The sequence below is a fragment of the Methylobacterium sp. WCS2018Hpa-22 genome, from assembly GCF_031843785.1.
GTDB lineage: Bacteria > Pseudomonadota > Alphaproteobacteria > Rhizobiales > Beijerinckiaceae > Methylobacterium.
This window is the reverse complement of record NZ_JAVTJA010000012.1, coordinates 192,934-211,803: the sequence shown is the minus strand read 5'-3', so window position 1 is coordinate 211,803 and position 18,870 is coordinate 192,934. Positions and strand designations below refer to the sequence as shown.

Annotated in this window: 17 protein-coding genes and 1 tRNA gene; 12 read left to right on the top strand and 6 right to left on the bottom strand. The window is 65.6% G+C overall.

Features of this window, described 5'->3' with window-relative positions:
• Window positions 1-63: 63 nt before the first annotated feature.
• Both RQI43_RS17320 and RQI43_RS17315 read right to left on the bottom strand, forming a co-directional pair.
• Complete coding sequence (locus tag RQI43_RS17320; RefSeq protein ID WP_311275957.1) at window positions 64-954, bottom strand: alpha/beta fold hydrolase; 891 nt, start codon at window positions 952-954, stop codon at window positions 64-66.
• A 222-nt stretch (window positions 955-1,176) separates the two neighbouring features.
• Window positions 1,177-1,629, bottom strand: a complete 453-nt coding sequence (locus RQI43_RS17315; protein ID WP_311275956.1) for a BLUF domain-containing protein — start codon at window positions 1,627-1,629, stop codon at window positions 1,177-1,179.
• 350 nt (window positions 1,630-1,979) lie between these two features.
• On the opposite strand from RQI43_RS17315, the gene RQI43_RS17310 reads away from it, so the two are divergent.
• The gene (locus RQI43_RS17310) at window positions 1,980-2,240 is read left to right on the top strand and encodes a hypothetical protein (protein ID WP_311275955.1); all 261 of its coding nucleotides are present in this window, start codon (window positions 1,980-1,982) and stop codon (window positions 2,238-2,240) included.
• 80 nt (window positions 2,241-2,320) lie between these two features.
• A complete protein-coding gene (locus tag RQI43_RS17300) occupies window positions 2,321-2,812 on the top strand; it encodes a transposase (protein ID WP_405030649.1) in 492 nt (163 codons plus the stop codon).
• 26 nt (window positions 2,813-2,838) lie between these two features.
• Here RQI43_RS17300 and RQI43_RS17295 read toward each other — a convergent pair.
• A tRNA-Arg gene (locus tag RQI43_RS17295) sits at window positions 2,839-2,915 on the bottom strand.
• Between the two features lie 194 nt (window positions 2,916-3,109).
• Window positions 3,110-3,496 (bottom strand): transposase, encoded by a 387-nt coding sequence (locus tag RQI43_RS17290; protein ID WP_311275954.1) that lies wholly within the window; start codon window positions 3,494-3,496, stop codon window positions 3,110-3,112.
• Between the two features lie 264 nt (window positions 3,497-3,760).
• Here RQI43_RS17290 and RQI43_RS17285 point away from each other — a divergent pair, with 264 nt between their 5' ends.
• The 6 genes from RQI43_RS17285 to RQI43_RS17260 are packed head-to-tail and all read left to right on the top strand — an operon-like array spanning window position 3,761 to window position 10,154.
• Entirely contained in the window at window positions 3,761-4,987 is a 1,227-nt protein-coding gene (locus tag RQI43_RS17285; protein ID WP_311275953.1) for a transporter substrate-binding protein, read from the top strand.
• On the top strand, window positions 4,980-6,611 hold the full coding sequence (urtB, locus tag RQI43_RS17280; RefSeq protein WP_311275952.1) for an urea ABC transporter permease subunit UrtB: 1,632 nt from the start codon (window positions 4,980-4,982) through the stop codon (window positions 6,609-6,611). The genes RQI43_RS17285 and urtB overlap by 8 nt, the downstream gene beginning before the upstream one ends.
• A 23-nt stretch (window positions 6,612-6,634) precedes the next feature.
• Window positions 6,635-7,738 (top strand): urea ABC transporter permease subunit UrtC, encoded by a 1,104-nt coding sequence (urtC, locus tag RQI43_RS17275; protein WP_311275951.1) that lies wholly within the window; start codon window positions 6,635-6,637, stop codon window positions 7,736-7,738.
• Window positions 7,735-8,445, top strand: coding sequence for an ABC transporter ATP-binding protein (locus RQI43_RS17270; RefSeq protein WP_056428213.1), 711 nt, complete (start codon window positions 7,735-7,737; stop codon window positions 8,443-8,445). The genes urtC and RQI43_RS17270 overlap by 4 nt, the downstream gene beginning before the upstream one ends.
• Complete coding sequence (gene urtE, locus RQI43_RS17265) at window positions 8,442-9,170, top strand: urea ABC transporter ATP-binding subunit UrtE (protein WP_311275950.1); 729 nt, start codon at window positions 8,442-8,444, stop codon at window positions 9,168-9,170. Before RQI43_RS17270 ends, urtE begins: the two co-directional genes overlap by 4 nt.
• 33 nt (window positions 9,171-9,203) lie before the next feature.
• Window positions 9,204-10,154 carry an acetamidase/formamidase family protein gene (locus RQI43_RS17260; protein ID WP_056428208.1) on the top strand — a complete coding sequence of 317 codons (951 nt, stop codon included), beginning with the start codon at window positions 9,204-9,206 and terminating at the stop codon, window positions 10,152-10,154.
• Window positions 10,155-10,338: 184 nt separating this feature from the next.
• Here RQI43_RS17260 and ybaL read toward each other — a convergent pair whose 3' ends face one another.
• Window positions 10,339-12,159, bottom strand: a complete 1,821-nt coding sequence (gene ybaL / locus RQI43_RS17255) for a YbaL family putative K(+) efflux transporter (protein WP_311275949.1) — start codon at window positions 12,157-12,159, stop codon at window positions 10,339-10,341.
• 270 nt (window positions 12,160-12,429) lie between these two features.
• Here ybaL and RQI43_RS17250 point away from each other — a divergent pair, with 270 nt between their 5' ends.
• Window positions 12,430-13,602 (top strand): YihY/virulence factor BrkB family protein, encoded by a 1,173-nt coding sequence (locus RQI43_RS17250; protein ID WP_311275948.1) that lies wholly within the window; start codon window positions 12,430-12,432, stop codon window positions 13,600-13,602.
• Window positions 13,603-13,609: 7 nt separating this feature from the next.
• On the opposite strand, the gene RQI43_RS17245 is transcribed toward RQI43_RS17250, so the two are convergent.
• The gene (locus RQI43_RS17245; protein WP_311275947.1) at window positions 13,610-14,800 is read right to left on the bottom strand and encodes a PQQ-dependent sugar dehydrogenase; all 1,191 of its coding nucleotides are present in this window, start codon (window positions 14,798-14,800) and stop codon (window positions 13,610-13,612) included.
• A gap of 122 nt (window positions 14,801-14,922) precedes the next feature.
• Between RQI43_RS17245 and RQI43_RS17240 the strand changes: the two genes are divergently transcribed.
• Genes RQI43_RS17240 through polA form a run of 3 tightly spaced genes read left to right on the top strand, consistent with a single transcriptional unit; the run spans window position 14,923 to window position 18,658 of the window.
• Complete coding sequence (locus RQI43_RS17240) at window positions 14,923-15,219, top strand: nucleotidyltransferase domain-containing protein (protein ID WP_311275946.1); 297 nt, start codon at window positions 14,923-14,925, stop codon at window positions 15,217-15,219.
• Window positions 15,209-15,559 (top strand): HepT-like ribonuclease domain-containing protein, encoded by a 351-nt coding sequence (locus RQI43_RS17235; RefSeq protein WP_311275945.1) that lies wholly within the window; start codon window positions 15,209-15,211, stop codon window positions 15,557-15,559. The genes RQI43_RS17240 and RQI43_RS17235 overlap by 11 nt, the downstream gene beginning before the upstream one ends.
• 42 nt (window positions 15,560-15,601) lie before the next feature.
• Window positions 15,602-18,658 carry a DNA polymerase I gene (gene polA, locus RQI43_RS17230; RefSeq protein WP_311275944.1) on the top strand — a complete coding sequence of 1,019 codons (3,057 nt, stop codon included), beginning with the start codon at window positions 15,602-15,604 and terminating at the stop codon, window positions 18,656-18,658.
• The last annotated feature ends 212 nt before the right edge of the window (window positions 18,659-18,870 follow it).

Below are 18,870 nucleotides of genomic sequence, written 5' to 3'. Positions count from 1 at the left end.
CTAGGCCTTTGTTTTGCCGCGCTCTTTTTCGCCGAACCGGCATCCACTTCGGCGGTGAGCGCTCTAGGACTGGTTCTGCGCGGCAGACCTGTCGCCTTCGGCAAGGAGGAAAGGGAGCAGCACGGCAGTGAATGCCTCGGGGTGGGAGTAGTTGATCCCGTGGGCCGCACCGGGAATGACGGCAAGGCGTCCGCGCGGCAGGCTTTCGGCGAGGATCGTAACGAACGCGTAGGGGACGATGTAGTCACGGGCACCCCAGACCACGAGCGTGGGCTGCATGACGCGGAGCGCCTTCTCTCCGATGCGGTTGCCGACCATGCTGTGCAAGGTCAGGATGTATCGGTTGATCCCGCCCCGCGCATAATCGCTCAGCGCCACCCAGGCCAGCGACCAGCGCTCGAACGGCGCGATGGCCAGGAACCCCGCAACCTGCCGGAAGAGGCTCCTCGCCTCCGGGTCTGGCGTGGGCCCCTGCAGAACCAGGCGGTCGACGAGGTGGGGGTGAACGATCGCCAGTTCGACCAGTATCTCGCAGCCGAGCGAGTTGCCGATAAAAGCCGCGCGCTTCAGGTCGAAGGCCTGCATCCAGGCGGCCAGCGCATCGGCGAGTTCGCGAACGGTGAGCACGTGCCGGGGCTTTTCGCTCAAGCCGAAGCCGGGCAGGTCGGGGGCGTAGACCTTCAGGTGAGGGCCAAGATGCCTCGCGAGCGGAACCATGTATCGGCCGGACATTCCCAGCCCATGGACCAGGATCACGGGTAGTCGATCATCCGGCACGGAATCGACGGAGACCCTGGCATGGATGATCCGGCCGTCGACACGGGTTCGCCTCGCCGCAAGCCGTCCCAAACCTGCGTGGCGAGCCTTGCCGGCACGCCGCCACGGTAGGGCGGCGACCATGGCCAAGCGGGCCAGGATGCCGCCAGCCGTTGCACCGATCCACCGCAGGGACACGCCCATATTCCCGTTTCTGCCGCATCCGCCCTCGAACTCGACGCCGAAGAGAACCGGCCCCGCGAGACGCGAGCGCTCGCGAGATCGTTTCAGAGGGCCGGGCTTTGGGTCATGCACCGGGACTTGAGACCAGTCGAGTGCGGGCACGCAGCCTTGTGGACGCGCCACCATGTCTGCGGTCGGACCGCGTCAAACGCCGTACCCGGACTGGTCGCGCAGGCTTCAACTCGCGAGCCGCTGAGTCTGACGTTTCGCGGCATCGAAAGCCTGAAGATCGAGGGCGAGGGCGACGACCTTGCCGCTTGTCAGGCGCGTCGGGTCGATGAAGCTTCCGATGCCATGCTGCAAGTAAATTTCTTCAACTTCTGGGGTTCGCATGGCGCCACCCATGGTCCAGTTGGGAAAGGAACGGCCCTGAACGTTCCGTGCATCCAGAATGGTAGCACTTGTATGGCGCGGATCGCGGGCGATGCGCGTATAGGTGCTACTCACCTGCGCTTGGTCGCCCTCAAGAACCTGAATGAACCAGGTTTTATCGAATATGAGAAAACCGGTAATCCCATCACGGCTGTTGTTGCGTTGTGAGGCCGAGACGATGTCACGCAAATTCATAAGCATGGAGCGATCGTTGCCGGCAACAACGTTTCGGCTATAGTAAACAAGCTGATGTATCATTGCGGATTTTTGTCCATCACGTTTAGCATGGCACGATCAAACGAGCTCCCCTCGTGCCGTGCGGACAGACAACGTAGAAAAGAGCGGCTGGTTTGGCCCATGAGGCGGAGAAAATTCTTTGGGTTAATACATACCTTTTACATCAAAAAGGCTAGGCATCCGGGCGGATGCTGAGAGGCGTTGACGTTGTTGCCAAGCCGATCGTCCGTCTTTCACAGAGCGGCAGCATGGCCATCCGTTGAATGGGTGTTGTAAGGGAGCCCCCATCATCCTGTCGGTCGCAACGGGCTCTTCCCCGCGAGGGAGCAGAGCGTTGTCAGGATCGCACGAACATCGAGGACATGGTCTGCATGGTAGATAAAACGAGACCTGCGCAGTCACGCTTGGGGCTGGCCGCGACGGTGGCCTTCGCAATCCTGCTCGCAGGCGTCGGCACCCTGGGCTGGCGCTGGTACAGCTACGTCACGGCCGGACAAACGCCCTATGACGAGGTTGGCATCGAAGTGAATCGCCGCCTGCCAGAGTCGCTGCGGTCGTGGGGCTGCGAGCGCATCAAAGAACGCTTCCCGCGCTCGGTGCCACCCTATGGCTGCCAGCCCGGACAGATCTGATGGCTATCGAATCTCGTCTGTTATCGACTGTCTGCGAGTTGAACAGCCTGTTCGAGTAGAAGACAGACGAAGGCCCAGATGTGGAGATCTGCGAGCGAGCTGGAATACCATTCGTCATCCTTGACGAGTCGGCGGAAACGCGTGCCTCCGGCGCAGGAGCGTTCCACCGCCCGCCTGCAAAGCAGGTCGTGACTTGGCCACCTGAACCGAGCGGCTCAGCGCCGCTCGCTCGCTTTCCTACTGACGGGCGGACAAGTCGCGGACCGCAAGGCAGGAGCCTTGCTCATCGAACGTTCGCCCGGTGCCGGATCCTGCTCGGCGATAAAGGCTACGACAGCGATGCCATTCGCCGGCAGATCGAAGTGACAGGAGCCGCCCCCAACATCCCGCCAAAGTCCAACCGGCGCTGGAAGCCCTGCTTCTCGCCGGTCCTCTACCAGGGCTGCAACGCCGTCGAGCGCATGTTCGGCCGCATCAAGGACTTCCGTCGCAGCGCCACGCGATACGACGGGTCTGCAGCCCACTCACTCAAAGCTGCCTGCATCGCTGCAACCATCAGCTATTGGTTATGAGTTCAAATCCTAATTCGTCGAAAAATTGGCGCACCCGACACGATTCGAACGTGTGACCTTTGCCTTCGGAGGGCAACGCTCTATCCAGCTGAGCTACGGGTGCTGACCGTGGATGACACCTAACCCAAGCCGTGGCCCCGCGCAACGGTGTCGGCGGTCAAAGCGGCGTTTCGCCATGCGAGACTCGGATCGCCATCCGGAGCGGCGTTAGGTACGCACGTCCATGCATCTCACCAGCCCCCGATACGCCGGCATGGTCCGATCCTCGACGAACCTCTCCCGTAACGGAACCGGGCTTCAGTTGGCGCTGCGCACGAAGGCGTAGCGACCGACCGTGGCGGCTTCTCCGCGATAGCGCACGCCTTCGCCATGGGCTGGGGGCGTCTCAGCGCGGTCGAGGGCTTTGGTCGTGAGATCCACCCGGTGATCGGGATAACGTGGGGTCAGGGCGAGCAAGGAATGCCTCAGGCGAGCCAGTTCGGCCCGCAATGCGGCGTTCTCGCGTTCGATCTGCCCGAGATGGGCGACGCCTGCCGGCGGTAGACCGCCGAGGCGGCGACGCCAGCGGTAGAACGTGCCGACGGAGATATGAGCCGTCTCGCAGATGGCCGAAATGGGAGTGCCATTCTCGGCTTCCCTAAGGAGAAAGGCGACCTCCTGATCGGTGTGTCGGCATCGACGCATGTGTAGACCTTCGCGATCGAAGATGGGGTTTGGCTTCGAGCAAGATTCACCAGCAAGAAGCGCACCGTGGAATGGGAGGTCAGGCCGGCGAATAGCTGGCGGCGCAAATGCGAATTTTGACGTTTTGCATCAGATCCAGCCCATGTTGCAGGCGGTCCGATGACCTTTTGCGCATCCCAGGGGGGGCCATGCAGCCTATTTGACCTTCCGTTCAGTCCTGAGGAATTGGAAACTTCGGGTCGTATCGGGGGAGGTTCGAAGCCCATGGTCGATGTCACGAGGCGTCATTTCATCGGGACCGCGGCGGCGCTCGCCGCCCCCGCAATCATCCGTCCGGCCTGGGCAGCCGACACGGTCAAGCTCGGATGCCTGTTCTCCTCCTCGGGCACGATGGCCAATATCGAAGGCCGCCTGAATCATGTGGTGCGCATGGCGGCCGATGGAATCAACGCCAAGGGCGGCGTCAACGGACGCCGGATCGAGGTGGTGACCTCGGACCCGGCCTCGGATTGGCCGCTCTACGCCCAGATCGGCCGGCAGATGCTGCAGCAGGAGAAGGTCGCCGCCCTGTTCGGCTGCTGGACCTCGGTCTCGCGCAAGTCGGTCCTACCGGTGGTGGAGCAGAATGACGGGCTGTTGTTCTATCCTCTTCATTTCGAAGGCGACGAGAATTCGAAGAACGTCGTCTACGTGAATTCACCGCCGGCGAGCTCGGTGCTGCCTGCGGTCGATTACCTGATGGGTGCCGAGGGCGTCGGGGCCAAACGCTTCTTCATGATCGGCTCCGATTACGTCTGGCCGCGCACGATCAACAAGCAACTCAAGGCCTATTGGGCATCGAAGGGCGTGGCGGCGACGGCCTGGCGCGAGGAATACGTGCCCCTGGGTTTCTCCAACTTCCAGACCCTGGTGAACCAGATCCGCAGCTTCGCCGCCGAGCCGGGTGGGCAGCCCATTGTCGTGCTCACGGTGGTGGGCTCGTCGATTCCGGATTTCCTGCGCGAATTCGCCAACCAGGGCATCCGGGCCACCGATGTGCCGATCCTCGGCCTCGATATGGTGGAGGCCGATCTCGAAGGACTGGATACGGCGCCTCTCGTCGGCCACCTCAATTGCTGGGCCTATCTCCAGGCGGCGAAGGCGGAGGCCAATACCCGGTTCCTTGCGGATTGGGCTGCTTACGTGAAGGCCAAATCCGTGCCCTTCAGCGCCGACACCGTCATCGATCCGATGGTCTCGGCCTATGACAGCGTTCAGCTCTGGGCCCTGGCGGCGGCGAAGGCCGGGAGCTTCGACGTGCCCGAAGTGCGCAAGGCCTTCGCCGGCCTGAGCTTCGCCGATCCCTCCGGCTACACCCTGACGATGACGGGAGAGAACAACTACGTCGCCCGCGGCGTCTTCATCGGCTCGGTCAACGAGAAGCAGGGCTTCGACATCCTCTGGCAATCGCCCGACGCCCCCAAACCCGTGCCGTTCAGCCCGTATGGTTGAGAGCCTGAAATCCTGGCTCTGCGGCGCGATCCTGCTCGTCGCCGGTCTGATGCAGCCGGCCTTCGGAGCGTCGCCTAGCTTCGAGCGCGCGGGCTTCGCCGTCGGTCTGTGCGGTGACGGGGCCGCGCAGAGCCGGGTGCTCGATGCGCTGATCCGGTCGAGCGGTGAGGTAACGGCCGAGGATCTCGCTTTCGCCGGCATCCTGCTGGGCGGCTTGCTTGAGAGACGCCTCGTCTGCCTCGGCGATACGGCTGTTCTGCTCGAGAAGGCCGGGGCACCGGACGGGCGCGAGGTTGTGAGCGGCGGCGTTCGTTCCACGAATGGCGGACGCTCGCCGGTGCTCGGCCTCCGCCAGCGCGGCCTCGTGGAGACCGCCCTCGGCATCTCGACCCTGATTGCGGGCGAGACGGTGGAGCTTCGACGGAAGGGGTTGGCAGCCGTCGAGCGGCGCATGGCGGGCGTCCCCGATGCCGTGCTGGTGCGGGCGCAGGACAACGAGAGCGATGCCGGATTAAAGACGGCAATCGGCGTGGCGGCACAGGGAGCGGCCTTGTCCTCGCCCGATCCGGCGCGTCGCTTGGCGGCGATCCAGGCGGTGGCCGAGGCTCCCTCGGGTGCTGCCTTCTCACGGCTCTCCGCCCTGAAGAGTGATCCGGCCTATCGCGCCGACCCCGCCTTCCGTGCGGCTTTGGAGGCCGCGATCGCCAAGGTCGAACGCGCTGTGTGGATCGGCAACGGCCTCGCGCTCCTCTACAACGGCTTGAGCTTCGCCAGCATCCTGTTCATGGCCGCCGCGGGGCTGGCGATCATTTTCGGACTGATGGGCGTGATCAACCTCGCACAGGGCGAGTTCATCATGGTCGGCGCCTATGCGGCCTATGCCGTGCAGGAGGCGCTCCGCCGCTTCGCTCCGGGCTTCCTCGACCTCTACCTCCTCGCGGCGATCCCCGTCGCCTTCCTCGCCGCCGCCATGGTGGGGATCGTCATCGAAGCGCTGATCCTGCGTCACCTCTATCGTCGACCGTTGATGAGCCTGCTCGCCACCTGGGCCGTGAGCCTGTTCCTCATCAATTTCGTGCGCGTGGTCTTCGGATCGCAGAACCTGCAATTCGCCATGCCGTCCTACGTGAGCGGCGGCGTGCCGCTCTATGCCGATTTCATCGTGACCTGGAACCGGCTCTTCGCCATCGCCTTCGCGGCGATCACCCTGGTGCTGACGCTCCTGATCCTGAAGCGCTCGCCGCTCGGCCTCGACATCCGTGCGGTGACGCAGAATCGCGACATGGCGGCCTGTCTCGGCATCCGCACCCGCCGGGTCGACCGCCTCGCCTTCGGCTTCGGCTCGGGACTGGCGGGGCTCGCCGGTGTGGCCCTCTGCCCGATCTACAGCGTCAATCCGGGCATGGGCGCGACCTTCATCGTCGACAGTTTCATGGTGGTGGTGCTTGGTGGCGTCGGTACCGTCATCGGCACCCTCGTGGCGGCCCTCGGCATCGGCGGGGCCAACGTCCTGATCGAGCCGTTCTACGGCGCGGTCGCCGCCAAGGTCATCGTGCTCGTGGGCATCATCCTCTTCCTCCAGCGCCGGCCCGAAGGGCTGTTCGCCGTCAGGCGTCGGCGATGAGCGAGGCCGTGGAACCCTCGCGGATGACACCATCTCAGCCCATGCCGGCGTTCAGCTGGCTTCATCCCGCTTTGAGGGGAGATCCCTTGCTGGCGGCGGTGATCGGTCTCGTCCTCGCCGGCGCGCTCGCGATCCTTGTGCTGCACCCCGCCCCCTACCTCGTCAACATGGTCGGCCAACTCGCGGCCTTCGCGATCCTCGCCGTCTCCCTCGATCTGGTCTGGGGCTATCTCGGCATTCTCAGCCTGGGGCATGGCCTGTTTTTCGCCATCGGCGGCTATGTCTGCGCGATGCACCTGCTCTCCCACGCCTATGCCGTCACCGGCGTGGCGCCGGACCTGATGCAGTTCATGGGTTGGAAGACCCTGCCGCTCTATTGGTCCGGTCTCGCGAGCGCGCCGTATGCCTTGGTCGTGGCCCTGGTCCTGTCGGCCGCCATCGCTTTCCTGTTCGGCTATGCCTCGTTCCGCTCACGGGTGAACGGCGTCTACTTCTCGATCATCAGCCAGGCCCTGGTCTATGTCGCCATGCTGCTGATGTTCCGGAACGATACCGGTCTCGGCGGGAATAACGGCATGACCGGATTCCCGCTCCTGTTCGGCTATCCCATCGGCGCGCCCGGCATGGTCATGGGCCTGACCGTGGCGACGCTGCTGGCCCTGGCCCTGATCCTCGTGGGCACGCGTGCCCTTGTGGTCGGCCGTATCGGCCGGCGCATGCTGGCCAGCCGCGACGACGAGGCCCGCCTGCGCACCCTCGGCTACAGTACGACGCGCCTAAAGCTCGGGATCTGGTGCCTCTCCGCGACGATCGCCGCCATCGCCGGGATCCTCTACGTGCCTCAGGTCGGCATCATCAACCCGCGCGTGCTGAGCCCCGATCTCTCCATCGAGATCGCAGTCTGGGTCGCCATCGGCGGGATGGGGCGGCTCGGCGGCGCGGTGATCGGCGCCGTGGCGGTCAACGCCCTCAAGTTCTGGCTGAGCGCCGCGATGCCGGAGGCGTGGCCCTTCATCCTGTCGGGGCTCGTCCTTGTCGTGGTGCTGGGGCTGCCGAACGGCCTCCTCGACCTCGCGGCCCTGCGCCTGAAGCCGACCTGGTTGCAGCGCGGCGGGAGGCTCGGATGAGCGCCCTGACCATCGACAATCTGAGCGTCGTGTTCGGGCGGTTCCGCGCCCTGGACGAGCTGTCGCTGGCCATCGATCCCGGTGAGGTCCGGGCGGTGATCGGTCCGAACGGCGCCGGCAAGACCACCCTTCTCGACGCCATCACGGGCATCGCCAAACCGACCTCGGGCCGCATCATGCTCGGCGACGACCTCGACCTGACCCGCCGCTCGGAGGCCGAGATCGCCCGTGCGGGCGTGCGTCGCAAGTTCCAGAAGCCCAGCGTCTTTCCTGCCCTGACCGTGCGCGAAAACCTCGAGATCGGCTGTGGCCTCGATTGCCCGATCTCCGAGCGATCCGACCGCATCGCGGTATCCCTCGCCGAGACCGGGTTGGAGACGCGTGCGGACACCCTCGCCGGTTCCCTGGCGCACGGGGAGAAGCAATGGTTGGAGATCGGCATGGTCCTGGCTTCGCAGCCGAAGCTGGTCCTCCTCGACGAGCCGGTAGCAGGATTGTCCGATGCCGAGACTGCACGCACCGCCGATCTCATCCGATCCCTGCGCCGGCCCGACCGAGCCATCCTGGTGATCGAGCACGACATGGCTTTCGTGGAGGCGATCGCCGACCGGGTGACCGTGCTTCACGAGGGCCGCACCCTGTTCGAGGGCGGGATGGAGGGTGCGCGCGCCGATTCACGGGTCATCGAGGTGTTCCTCGGCCGATGAGCGACGTGTCCCCCTCCCTGTCGCCGGTTCCGCTCGGCTTGTCCGTCACCGGCCTCGACCAGCATTACGGCAGCGCGCAAGTCCTGCGGAACGTCGACCTGTCCATCGAGCCGGGTTCCTGCATGGCGGTGCTGGGCCGCAACGGCGCCGGCAAGACGACGCTGTTGCGCTGTCTTGCCGGCCTGATTCCGGTGAGCCGTGGCTGCATAATCCTCGGCGAGACCGACATCACCGACATGTCTCCCGACCGGCGAGCGCGGGCGGGCCTCGCCATCGTGCCGCAAGGGCGCGAGATCTTCGCCGACCTCACCGTGGCCGAGAACCTGCGTGTCGCCGCCCGGGCACATGGGCTGGACCGCACCGACGCCGTGGATGAAGCGGTCGCCTTGTTCCCGGCCCTGCGCGACCTGTGGAACCGGCCCGGCGGCAATCTTTCGGGCGGTCAGCAGCAGCAACTCGCCATCGCCCGCGCGCTGAGCACACGCCCCCGCCTCATCCTCCTCGACGAGCCCACGGAAGGCATTCAACCCTCCATCGTCTCGGCGATCGAGACCGTGATCGAAGAGCTCAAAGGCCGGATCACCGTGCTCCTCGTGGAGCAATATCTCGAATTCGCGGTTCGCCTCGCCGATTCCTTCGTCGTGCTCTCGCGCGGCAACGTGGTCGAACGGGGCACGCGCGAGACCTTGGACCACGCCACCCTGTCCCGGCACATCGCTGTCTGACCAGCCGCCATCGGACCTTCGGAAGGATCCCTCATGTCGACGCATCACGAGATTCCCGCGACCCCCGACACGATGGTGCTCGGCTATTTCGACGCCGCTCTGCCGCCGGTCCTGGAGGTCGAATCCGGCGACACAGTCACGCTCCATTCGTTTCCGGCCGGCGGCAAGGAATCGCTCCATCCCGATCCGGCCCGGGTGCCGGCCGATTACCTCGCCGCCCTCGATACCCTCGCCTCCGGCCCCGGGCCGCATTTCGTCACCGGTCCGGTCCATGTCCGCGGGGCGGAACCCGGCGACGTGCTCCAAGTCGACATCCTCGATCTGAAGTTCCGCATGGATTGGGGCTTCGTGGCGATCCTTCCGCTGCTCGGCACCCTGCCGGACGAGTTCACCGACTACGAGACGATCCATCCCGACATCGACGTCGCCCGCGGCGTCGCGATCCTGCCCTGGGGCGCCGAGTTGCCCCTCGATCCGTTCTTCGGAATCATGGGCACGGCGCCTCCCGCAGCCTGGGGAAGGGTCGGTTCTCCGGTTCCCCGCGCCTTCGGCGGGAACATGGACAACAAGGAACTCAAGGTCGGCACGTCGCTGTATCTGCCAGTCTTCAACCCGGGCGCGGGCTTCTATGCCGGCGACGGCCACGGCGTGCAGGGTGACGGCGAGGTCTGCATCACCGCTCTCGAGACCGGCCTATCGGGGACCTTTCGGCTGACCGTGCGCAAGGATCTCGGCTACGCGTGGCCGTTTGCCGAGACCCCGACCGATCTCATGACGATCGGCCTGCATGAAAGCCTCGACGAGGCCATGCGCCAGGCGGTACGCGAGATGGTCCGCCATGTCTGCGCACGCAGCGGCCTGACCCGCAATCAGGCCTACATGCTGTGCTCGCTCGCCGGGAACCTCCGGATCACGCAAACGGTCGACGGCAACAAGGGGGTGCACATGCTACTGCCCAAGAGCGCCCTGGCAGGACCTGCCTGAGCCGGGACGCCCCCGGAGCTTATCGGACCGATCAGCCGGTCCCTCGATACGAAATGCTCCGGACATGGGGTGGGTCGCATATATCCGGGCGCTCGCTCGAACGAGTTTAGGGCGATGCCTGCCCGCAGGATGTGTTTGAAAAGACGGAACCCATCCCGTCCTTCGCAGGACCGCAGACCAAGCCCTACCCTTCGACCACATCCGCCTTGTGCGGGCGGAGTTCCGGAGCGCCCTGATCAATCTCGGCCTCGACCGGGGCCGTGCGGCTCTCCACACGGGTGCTGTCGACGAAGATGCGGGCTTCGCCCTCCTTCAGCCCCAGGCTGCGCAGGGCGTAGAGCGTCATGCCGAAGGCCAGTTCGCGCTCGGCCATGAGGACGAGGCCGACGCCCTGTTCCTCGAAATAGTGCCGCTCGCCATCGTTATGGGTGCGCACCAGCGTGTCGATGCCGGGATTGGCCTCGCGGGCGAGTTCGACGAGGCGGCGCGCCGTATGCGGCTCGGGCGATGCGATCACGATGAGCTTCGCCTGGCCGATATCGGCGGCTTCGAGGATACCCGGCGCCGTGGCGTCCCCGAACACCGCTTCGACACCGTCCTTGCGCAGGTCGAGGACGCGGCGGCGGTCGCGGTCGATCACCAGATAGGGAAGGTCCCAGGTGGCGAAGGCCTTGGCGATGGTGCTTCCGACACGGCCATAGCCGACGACGATGGCATGCCCGCGATGAGGCTTCGCCTCCTCCGTCACCGCCATCGCCGCAGCGCCGCGACGCTCGAACCGGGCCGCGAGTTCCGGCCGCTCGGCGAAGAAGCGCGTCGCCCGCTCCGCCAGGACGAAGAAGAGCGGGTTGAGCGTGATCGACAGGATCGCGCCGCCGAGGATGAGGTCGCGTCCTTCCGTAGGCAGGAGCTTCAGCGACAATCCGAGGCTGACGAGGATGAAGGAGAACTCGCCGATCTGCGCGAGACTGGCCGCGATGGTGAGCGCGGTGCCGATGGGATGCTTGAAGGCCAGCACGATGGCCACGGCGGCGAGCGATTTGCCGAGGAGGATGATGCCGAGGACGGCCAGCACCGAGAGCGGCTCGCGCAGGAGGATGCCCGGATCGAACAACATGCCCACGGAGACGAAGAACAGCACCGCGAACGCATCCTGCAGGGGCAGGGAATCGGCCGCCGCCTGATGGCTGAGGTCGGATTCGGCCAGCACCATGCCGGCGAAGAATGCACCGAGCGCGAAGGAGACCCCGAAGAGCTCCGCCGATCCGAAGGCGATGCCCAGCGCCAAAGCGAGGACCGCGAGGGTGAAGAGTTCGCGCGAGCCGGTGCGGGCCGCCTGATCGAGGAGCCAGGGCACGACGCGGCGTCCGCCCACCAGCATCACCAGGGCGAATACCGCGACCTTGGCCAGCGTCAGGGCCAGGGTGAGCCAGATGTTGCCGTCGGCGACATGGTGGGCCGCGCCGTCGCCGGTTCCCCCGAGGGATGGTGCGAGGGCGGGGAGCAGGACCAGGGCGAGGACCATCGCCAGATCCTCGACGATGAGCCACCCCACCGCGATGCGGCCCTTGTCGCTGTCGAGGAGCCGACGCTCCTCCAGGGCACGCAGCAGCACCACGGTGCTCGCCACCGAGAGGGCCAGGCCGAAGACGAGGCCCGCGCCGATGCCCCAGCCCCAGAGATGCGCCAGCAGCCCACCCATGGCGGTAGCGGCCACGATCTGCACGATCGCGCCCGGCAGGGCGATGGTGCGCACCGCCATCAGGTCTTTGATCGAGAAATGCAGGCCGACCCCGAACATCAGCAGGATCACGCCGATTTCGGCGAGCTGGCTCGCGAGTTGGCTGTTGCCGACGAAGCCGGGTGTGTACGGCCCAACCAGAACCCCGGCCAGGAGATAGCCGACCAGGGGAGGAAGCCGCAGCCGTTGGGCCAGCATCCCACAGGCGAAGGCCAGGACGAGACCGAGGGCGATGATGGCAATCAGCTCTGTCGCGTGCGGCACGGGGCTGTCGTGTCCTCGTTTGGAAGATTTCGCGAAAACGGTGAGGGCAACGGCTGCCGAGGGCAAGCGCCGAATGGCGCTAGATAACCGCAGACGGGTTGACAGTCCGTGCCTGAGAGCACGCATCATGCCGGACAGCGCGTCTGCGGCTCTCTCTCACCGACTTCGTCCGCTGAAAGACGGTCGGGGACCGTGCATGAAACTCTCTGGGCGGCGGAAGGTTGTCGCAGGGAATTGAATTCACTTTCCGCTCTACAGGACGAACCGCCGATGGCCGAACCACATCATGACCCGGCGGGAGCGGGGGGGGCTGGGCAATCCGGCTCCACCCTGTGGACGCTGGGACTCGTGACCGCGCTCGTCGGTCTCGTCGTCCTGCCGCGGAAGGGCATGCGGCCATCCCCGTCCGGATCATCGTCGGACAGGTCTCCCTCCGCCCCGCGCACGAGCGAGCCCTCCCCCTCCCACGAGGGAAGGGACGCCAAGCACGTCGCCAGGACGGAGGCCGAACGCGGGCGGCAGGCGTCGACACCTTCCGAAATCCCCGCCAAGGGCTGGAAGGATATCGGTCTTCGGGTTTTCCACGATATCGGCGAGAACAACCTCGTCTCGGTGGCCGCTGGCGTGACCTTCTACGTTCTGCTGGCGATCTTCCCCGCCATTGCCGCCCTGGTCGCCTGCTACGGTCTGGTGGCGGAGGTATCGACGATCAACGATCACCTGCAGAACCTCCAGGGCGTGATCCCGTCCGGTGCTCTCGACATCATCGGCGAACAGGTGAAGCGCATCGCTGAGAAGGGTGACACCACCCTGGGTCTCACTTTCTTCACCGGTCTCGCCCTGTCGATCTGGAGCGCCAATGGCGGGATGAAAGCGGTCTTCCAGGCCCTCAACATCGTCTACGAGGAGCGCGAGACCCGGAACTTCTTCTGGCTCAACCTGCGCTCGCTCACCTTCACGGCGGGGGCGCTGCTCTTCATCGTGCTGGCCCTGGTGGGCATCGTCGTGGTGCCGGCGGTGATCAACATCGTCGGTCTCAGCGCGGAGGCCTGGTACATCTCGCTCCTGCGCTGGCCGGTGCTGCTGCTCGCGGTGCTGGCCGGCCTCGCTGTGCTCTATCGCTATGGTCCGAGCCGCGACGCGCCGCGCTGGCGCTGGGTGACCTGGGGCAGCGCCATCGCGGGCGTGCTCTGGCTCGCGGGGTCGCTGGGCTTTTCCTGGTACGTCTCGAATTTCGGCAAGTACAACGAGACTTACGGCTCCCTCGGCGCGGTCGTGGGCTTCATGACCTGGATCTGGATCTCGACGACCATCGTCCTCGTCGGCGCCGAGATCAATGCGGAGATGGAGCACCAGACCGAGGCCGACACCACTATCGGACACGAGGAGCCCTTGGGAGCTCGCGACGCCCGCATGGCGGATACGGTGGGCGCCGCGAGTTGAGTTCCGCTCAGCCCTTGTAGCTGATCCGGTAGATGATGCCGTGCTGGTCGTCGCCGAGGAAAAGGCTTCCATCCTTGGCGACCGCCAGACCGAAGGGCCGGGCGAAACGCGACCAGCCGCTCGGGCCGCCTTCGGTGAGGAAGCCCGACACGAACGGGGTGATCGTCGTCGGCAGGCCCTTTTCGAAATGCACGCGCAGGACTTCGTAGCCACTCGGCGGCTTGCGATTCCATGATCCGTGCATGGTGACGAAGGCATCGCCTTTGTACTCGGCCGGGAATTGCGCGCCGTCGTAGAAGGCGAATTGCATCGAGGAGGCGTGCGCCGTCCAAGTGAGAAGCGGCCGCTCGCTGTCCTTGTCCCACTGCTCCAGCGAGCTTTTCGGGACCTCACGGTAGAGGTTCTTGATCCCGGCACCGAAGATGTAGGGCCAGCCATACTTCTTGCCCGGCTCGATCCGGTTCAGCTCCTCCGGCGTTGCGTCGTTTCCGAGCCAGTCGACGCCGTCGTCCCAGCCATAGAGGGCCTTCGTCCCAGGCTCCCAGGCGAAACCGATGGTGTTGCGAAGTCCCGAAGCGACGATCTCCCGGCCCGACCCGTCCGGCTTCATCCGCACCATCGTGGCGTTCTCGGGGTTGCGCTCCTCGCATTCGTTGCAGGTGGAACCGAGGCTGGCATAGAGCCAGCCGTCCGGCCCGAAGCCTATGGTGCGGTTCGGATGCTGGCCGGCATCGGGAAGGTCGGCGACGAGCCTCGTCTCGGGGCCGAGACTGCCATCGGCCTTCATCGGCGCGGAGAAGATCTCTTTCACCGTCACGTAGAACAGGGTGCCGTCATGGATGGCGAGCCCGTGCACATCCGGCTTCTTCAGGACGACTTGGCGCTTGGCCGCGTCGGTCGCATCAATGCGGGTGACTGTGCCGGCGTCGCGGTCGCTGACATACAGCGCCCCGTCCGGCGCCACGACGATGACGCGCGGCGCGCCGAGATCGCGGGCGAAGGCCTCGAGCTTGAACCCTGCGGGGAGTTTCAGAGCGGCGATCCGCTCCGGTGTCGCCTCCAGCGGCGCGGCCTTCACCACATGGGCCTCGATCGTCGCCGTGCCGGGGTTCTGCAGCGCCTGGGCAAAGGCCGGGAGCGGGGCGGCGGAGAGGGCGAGGGCCAGGGCGAGGCAGGTCGAGCGGCGGACCGGGATCATGCGGTGGGAATCCGAAACTGTGGAGGATGAGGCTAAAACGCGGTCTTGGAATCCGCCGTTCCGGCACGCGACACTTCCACCCGGCCCTTCAGCGCGCCCGCGATTTGAAGTAGTGTCGCCGAATGGATCGCGGCATCGCCATCGGTATTCTTCGAGAGAACGAGGCGGAGCTACGCCTACGCGGCGTCCGTCATGCTGCGCTGTTCGGGTCGACGGCGCGGGGAGAGGCGATCGGTTCAAGCGACGTCGACGTCATGGTCGTTCTCGACCGAGAGGCCATTCGTGACGTCTTCGATTATGTGGGCCTGGTGTACTTCATCGAGGCGCTCTTTCCGGTCAGCGTGGACGTGGCCAGCCGTGATGCTCTGAAACCGCATATCCGTCTGCGGGCCGAACGAGATGCCGTTCATGCGTTCTGAACGCGTCCGCGATGCGATCATCGACATCATCGACAATATCAACGCCGCTCAGCACTTCACGGCTGGAATGACGTTCGAGACGTTCATCGCTGACCAACGTACGGTCTACGCTGTCATCCGCTGTCTCGAGATCATCTCCGAGGCCAGTCGCCGCCTCGATCCGGAAACGAAGCTGCGCAACCCGCACATTCCCTGGCAATCGATCGCCAATGTCGGCAACGTCTATCGACATCCCTATCACAAGGTAGAGCTGGATCTGGTCTGGGCTGCCGTCCAAGAACGGCTCGGCGAAGTACGTCATGCCTGCATCGCCGAACGCGACGCTTTTTCTGCCTCCTGAGCGCGCTCGCTCTCGTCTCCTGAACTTGGCCTTTTTCTCACGATGAACGCTGTCTCTCCATCCGCCCCCGTCGGCCCCGGCGATCAGATCATCCTGGTGGACGGATCGTCGTTCATTTTCCGGGCCTACTTCCAGTCGATCAACCAGGACCAGAAGTACAACACCCGGCCCTCGGACGGGCTGCCCACGGGGGCGGTCCGGCTGTTCTGCACCAAGATCGCCCAGTTCGTTCAGGACGGGGCAGCGGGGATCAAGCCGACGCATCTGGCCATCGTGTTCGACAAGTCGGAGGGCTCGTTCCGCAAGGAGCTCTTCCCCGACTACAAGGGCCACCGCCCCGACGCGCCGGACGACCTCAAGCGTCAGATGCCGCTGATGCGCGAGGCCGTACGCGCCTTCGGCCTCCAACCCATCGAGCTGGAGCGCTACGAGGCCGACGACCTCATCGCCACCTATTCGCGCCAAGCCGAGGCGCGCGGGGCCGGCGTCATCATCGTCTCCTCAGACAAGGACCTGATGCAGCTGGTGGGGCCGCTGGTGAGGTTCTACGATTTCGAATCCGGCGTGAAGGGTAAGCCCGGGCATAGGCCCGAGCGCAACCTCGACCTCGACGCCATCATCGCCAAATGGGAAGGCCTGCAGCCGAACCAGATCGGTGACGCCCTGGCGCTCATCGGCGACACGTCCGACAACGTACCCGGCGTGCCCGGCATCGGCCTCAAGACGGCCGCCGCCCTGATCAAGGAATACGGCAGCCTCGACGCGCTGCTGGAACGGGCGGGCGAGATCAAGCAGCCCAAGCGCCGCGAGACCCTTCTCGCCAGCATCGACCAGGCGAAGCTTTCGCGGAGGCTGGTGGCTCTGGAGGAGAACGTGCCGCTCCCCATCGCCCTCGACGACCTGCGCCTGCCAGCGCCCGACCCCGAGAAGCTCGTCGGCTTCCTCAAGGCGATGGAGTTCAACACCCTGACCCGCCGCATCGCCTCGATGCTGCATGTGGACCCCGAGAAGGTGAAGCCCGATCCGGCCCTGCTGCCTGGGTCGGACGGAGCCGACGCGCCCCCGTTCGAGGCCGCGGCACAAGGCGGCGAGGTCGATCCCTTTGCCGACCTGAACCTGCCGGAAGGCGAAGCGAAGCCGCGCGGCCCCTCAGAACCGACGCCTTCCGGCCTCGTTGCCCTGCGCGCGGCCGAGGCGACGAACCCCATCGACACGACGGGTTACGAGACGATCACCAGCCTCGACCAATTGGCGGCCTGGATCGCCGAGGCACGCGAGGCCGGAGTGGTGGCGGTGGATACCGAGACCGACTCCCTCGACGCCAACAACGCCAACCTCGTCGGCGTCTCCCTGGCGGTGGCGCCGGGGCGGGCGGCCTACATCCCCCTCGCCCATCTGGAACCGGTGGCTGCATCCGAGGCGAGCGACCTGTTCGGCGATGCCAAGGCGGCCACGGGGCAGTTCAGCCCGGTCGACGGACAGATCCCGATCAATGCCGCCCTGACGGCGCTGAAGCCGCTCCTCGAAGATCCGGGCGTCCTGAAGGTCGGCCAGAACATCAAGTACGACTGGCTGGTGTTCCGGCGCCAAAGCGTCGCCATCGAGATCGCGCCGTTCGATGACACGATGCTGATCTCCTACGTGCTCGATGCCGGCAAGGGCGGGCACGGTATGGACGAACTCGCCCGTCGCCATCTCGGCCATCAGCCGATCACCTTCTCGGACGTGGCCGGCACCGGCAAGGCGAAGGTCACCTTCGACAGGGTGCCTCTGGACAAGGCCACCGCCTACGCCGCCGAGGATGCGGACGTGACCCTGCGCCTGTGGCGGATGATGAAGCCGCGCCTCGTCGCCGAGCGCCGGGTGACGGTCTACGAGACCCTGGAACGCCCCCTCATCCCGGTCATCGCCCGGATGGAAGCGGCGGGAATCCGCGTCGACCGCAACATGCTGAGCCGGCTCTCGGGTGATTTCTCGCAGATCCTCGTGCGATTGGAGGAAGAGATCCAGGAGGATGCCGGCGAGCGCTTCCAGGTCTCGTCGCCGAAGCAGATCGGCGACATCCTGTTCGGCAAGATGGGCCTGCCCGGCGCCAAGAAGACGCCGTCCGGCCAGTGGGCGACGCCCGCCACCCTGCTGGAGGAACTGGCTCAGGCCGGGCACGAACTGCCCAAAAAGATCTTGGAATGGCGCCAGCTCGCCAAGCTGAAATCCACCTATACGGATTCGCTGCAGCAGCATGCCGACCGGGAGACCGACCGGGTCCACACCTCGTTCTCGCTGGCAGCCACCACCACCGGCCGGCTCTCCTCCTCGGAGCCGAACCTGCAGAACATCCCGATCCGCACCGAGGAGGGCCGGCGCATCCGCCGTGCCTTCGTGGCGCCGGAGGGCAGGAAGCTCATCTCGGCCGATTACAGCCAGATCGAGCTGCGCATCCTCGCCCACATCGCCGATATCCCGCAGCTGCGCCAAGCTTTCGAAGACGGCGTCGACATTCACGCGGCCACCGCCAGCGCCATGTTCGGCGTGCCGTTGAAGGACATGACCTCGGACCTGCGCCGGCGCGCTAAGACGATCAATTTCGGCATCATCTACGGCATCTCGGCCTTCGGGCTCGCCGACCGCCTCGGCATCGGCCGCGAGGAGGCCTCGGCCTTCATCAAGCAGTATTTCGAGCGCTTCCCCGGGATCCGCGCCTATATCGACGACACCAAGAAGCTCTGCCGCGACCTCGGCTACGTCACCACCCTGTTCGGCCGCGTCTGCCACTATCCGCAGATCCGCTCGAACAACCCGAACGAGCGGGCGAGCGTGGAGCGCCAGGCGATCAACGCTCCGATCCAGGGCTCGGCCGCCGACATCATCCGCCGGGCCATGGTCCGGATGGAGCAGGCGCTGCGGGCGGAAAAACTCAACGTGACCATGCTGCTGCAGGTGCACGACGAACTGGTATTCGAAGCACCCGAGGACGAGGTGGAGAAGGCGCTGCCGGTGATCCGCCGGGTGATGGTCGAGGCGCCCGCACCCGCGCTGACCCTGCGCGTGCCGCTGGTAGTGGAGGCGCAGGCGGCGGGGAACTGGGAGGAGGCGCATTGAACGTTGTGCTGCTCTCTCACCTTATTCCAAGGCGGAGCCCTCCAGTTCGTGCGGTGGATTCTGGGACTCTCCTTCTAGGCCGCTTCGCGGTGCCTCAGGACGAGGTGATCGGGTAGGAGGGCGAACGATAGCCATGTCACAAATAGGTGAAGCATGCCGCACCGCACCACAGCCATGCCCTTCAAGCAGGAACCGTCACGTTAACGAAACGT

Excerpts from the sequence above, each read along its gene's own strand:
- RQI43_RS17315 (WP_311275956.1), bottom strand. The coding sequence starts at position 1,629 with ATGATACATCAGCTTGTTTACTATAGCCGAAACGTTGTTGCCGGCAAC.
- RQI43_RS17310 (WP_311275955.1), top strand. The coding sequence starts at position 1,980 with ATGGTAGATAAAACGAGACCTGCGCAGTCACGCTTGGGGCTGGCCGCG.
- RQI43_RS17290 (WP_311275954.1), bottom strand. The coding sequence starts at position 3,496 with ATGCGTCGATGCCGACACACCGATCAGGAGGTCGCCTTTCTCCTTAGG.
- RQI43_RS17285 (WP_311275953.1), top strand. The coding sequence starts at position 3,761 with ATGGTCGATGTCACGAGGCGTCATTTCATCGGGACCGCGGCGGCGCTC.
- urtB (WP_311275952.1), top strand. The coding sequence starts at position 4,980 with ATGGTTGAGAGCCTGAAATCCTGGCTCTGCGGCGCGATCCTGCTCGTC.
- urtC (WP_311275951.1), top strand. The coding sequence starts at position 6,635 with ATGACACCATCTCAGCCCATGCCGGCGTTCAGCTGGCTTCATCCCGCT.
- RQI43_RS17270 (WP_056428213.1), top strand. The coding sequence starts at position 7,735 with ATGAGCGCCCTGACCATCGACAATCTGAGCGTCGTGTTCGGGCGGTTC.
- urtE (WP_311275950.1), top strand. The coding sequence starts at position 8,442 with ATGAGCGACGTGTCCCCCTCCCTGTCGCCGGTTCCGCTCGGCTTGTCC.
- RQI43_RS17260 (WP_056428208.1), top strand. The coding sequence starts at position 9,204 with ATGTCGACGCATCACGAGATTCCCGCGACCCCCGACACGATGGTGCTC.
- RQI43_RS17250 (WP_311275948.1), top strand. The coding sequence starts at position 12,430 with ATGGCCGAACCACATCATGACCCGGCGGGAGCGGGGGGGGCTGGGCAA.
- RQI43_RS17245 (WP_311275947.1), bottom strand. The coding sequence starts at position 14,800 with ATGATCCCGGTCCGCCGCTCGACCTGCCTCGCCCTGGCCCTCGCCCTC.
- RQI43_RS17240 (WP_311275946.1), top strand. The coding sequence starts at position 14,923 with ATGGATCGCGGCATCGCCATCGGTATTCTTCGAGAGAACGAGGCGGAG.
- RQI43_RS17235 (WP_311275945.1), top strand. The coding sequence starts at position 15,209 with ATGCGTTCTGAACGCGTCCGCGATGCGATCATCGACATCATCGACAAT.
- polA (WP_311275944.1), top strand. The coding sequence starts at position 15,602 with ATGAACGCTGTCTCTCCATCCGCCCCCGTCGGCCCCGGCGATCAGATC.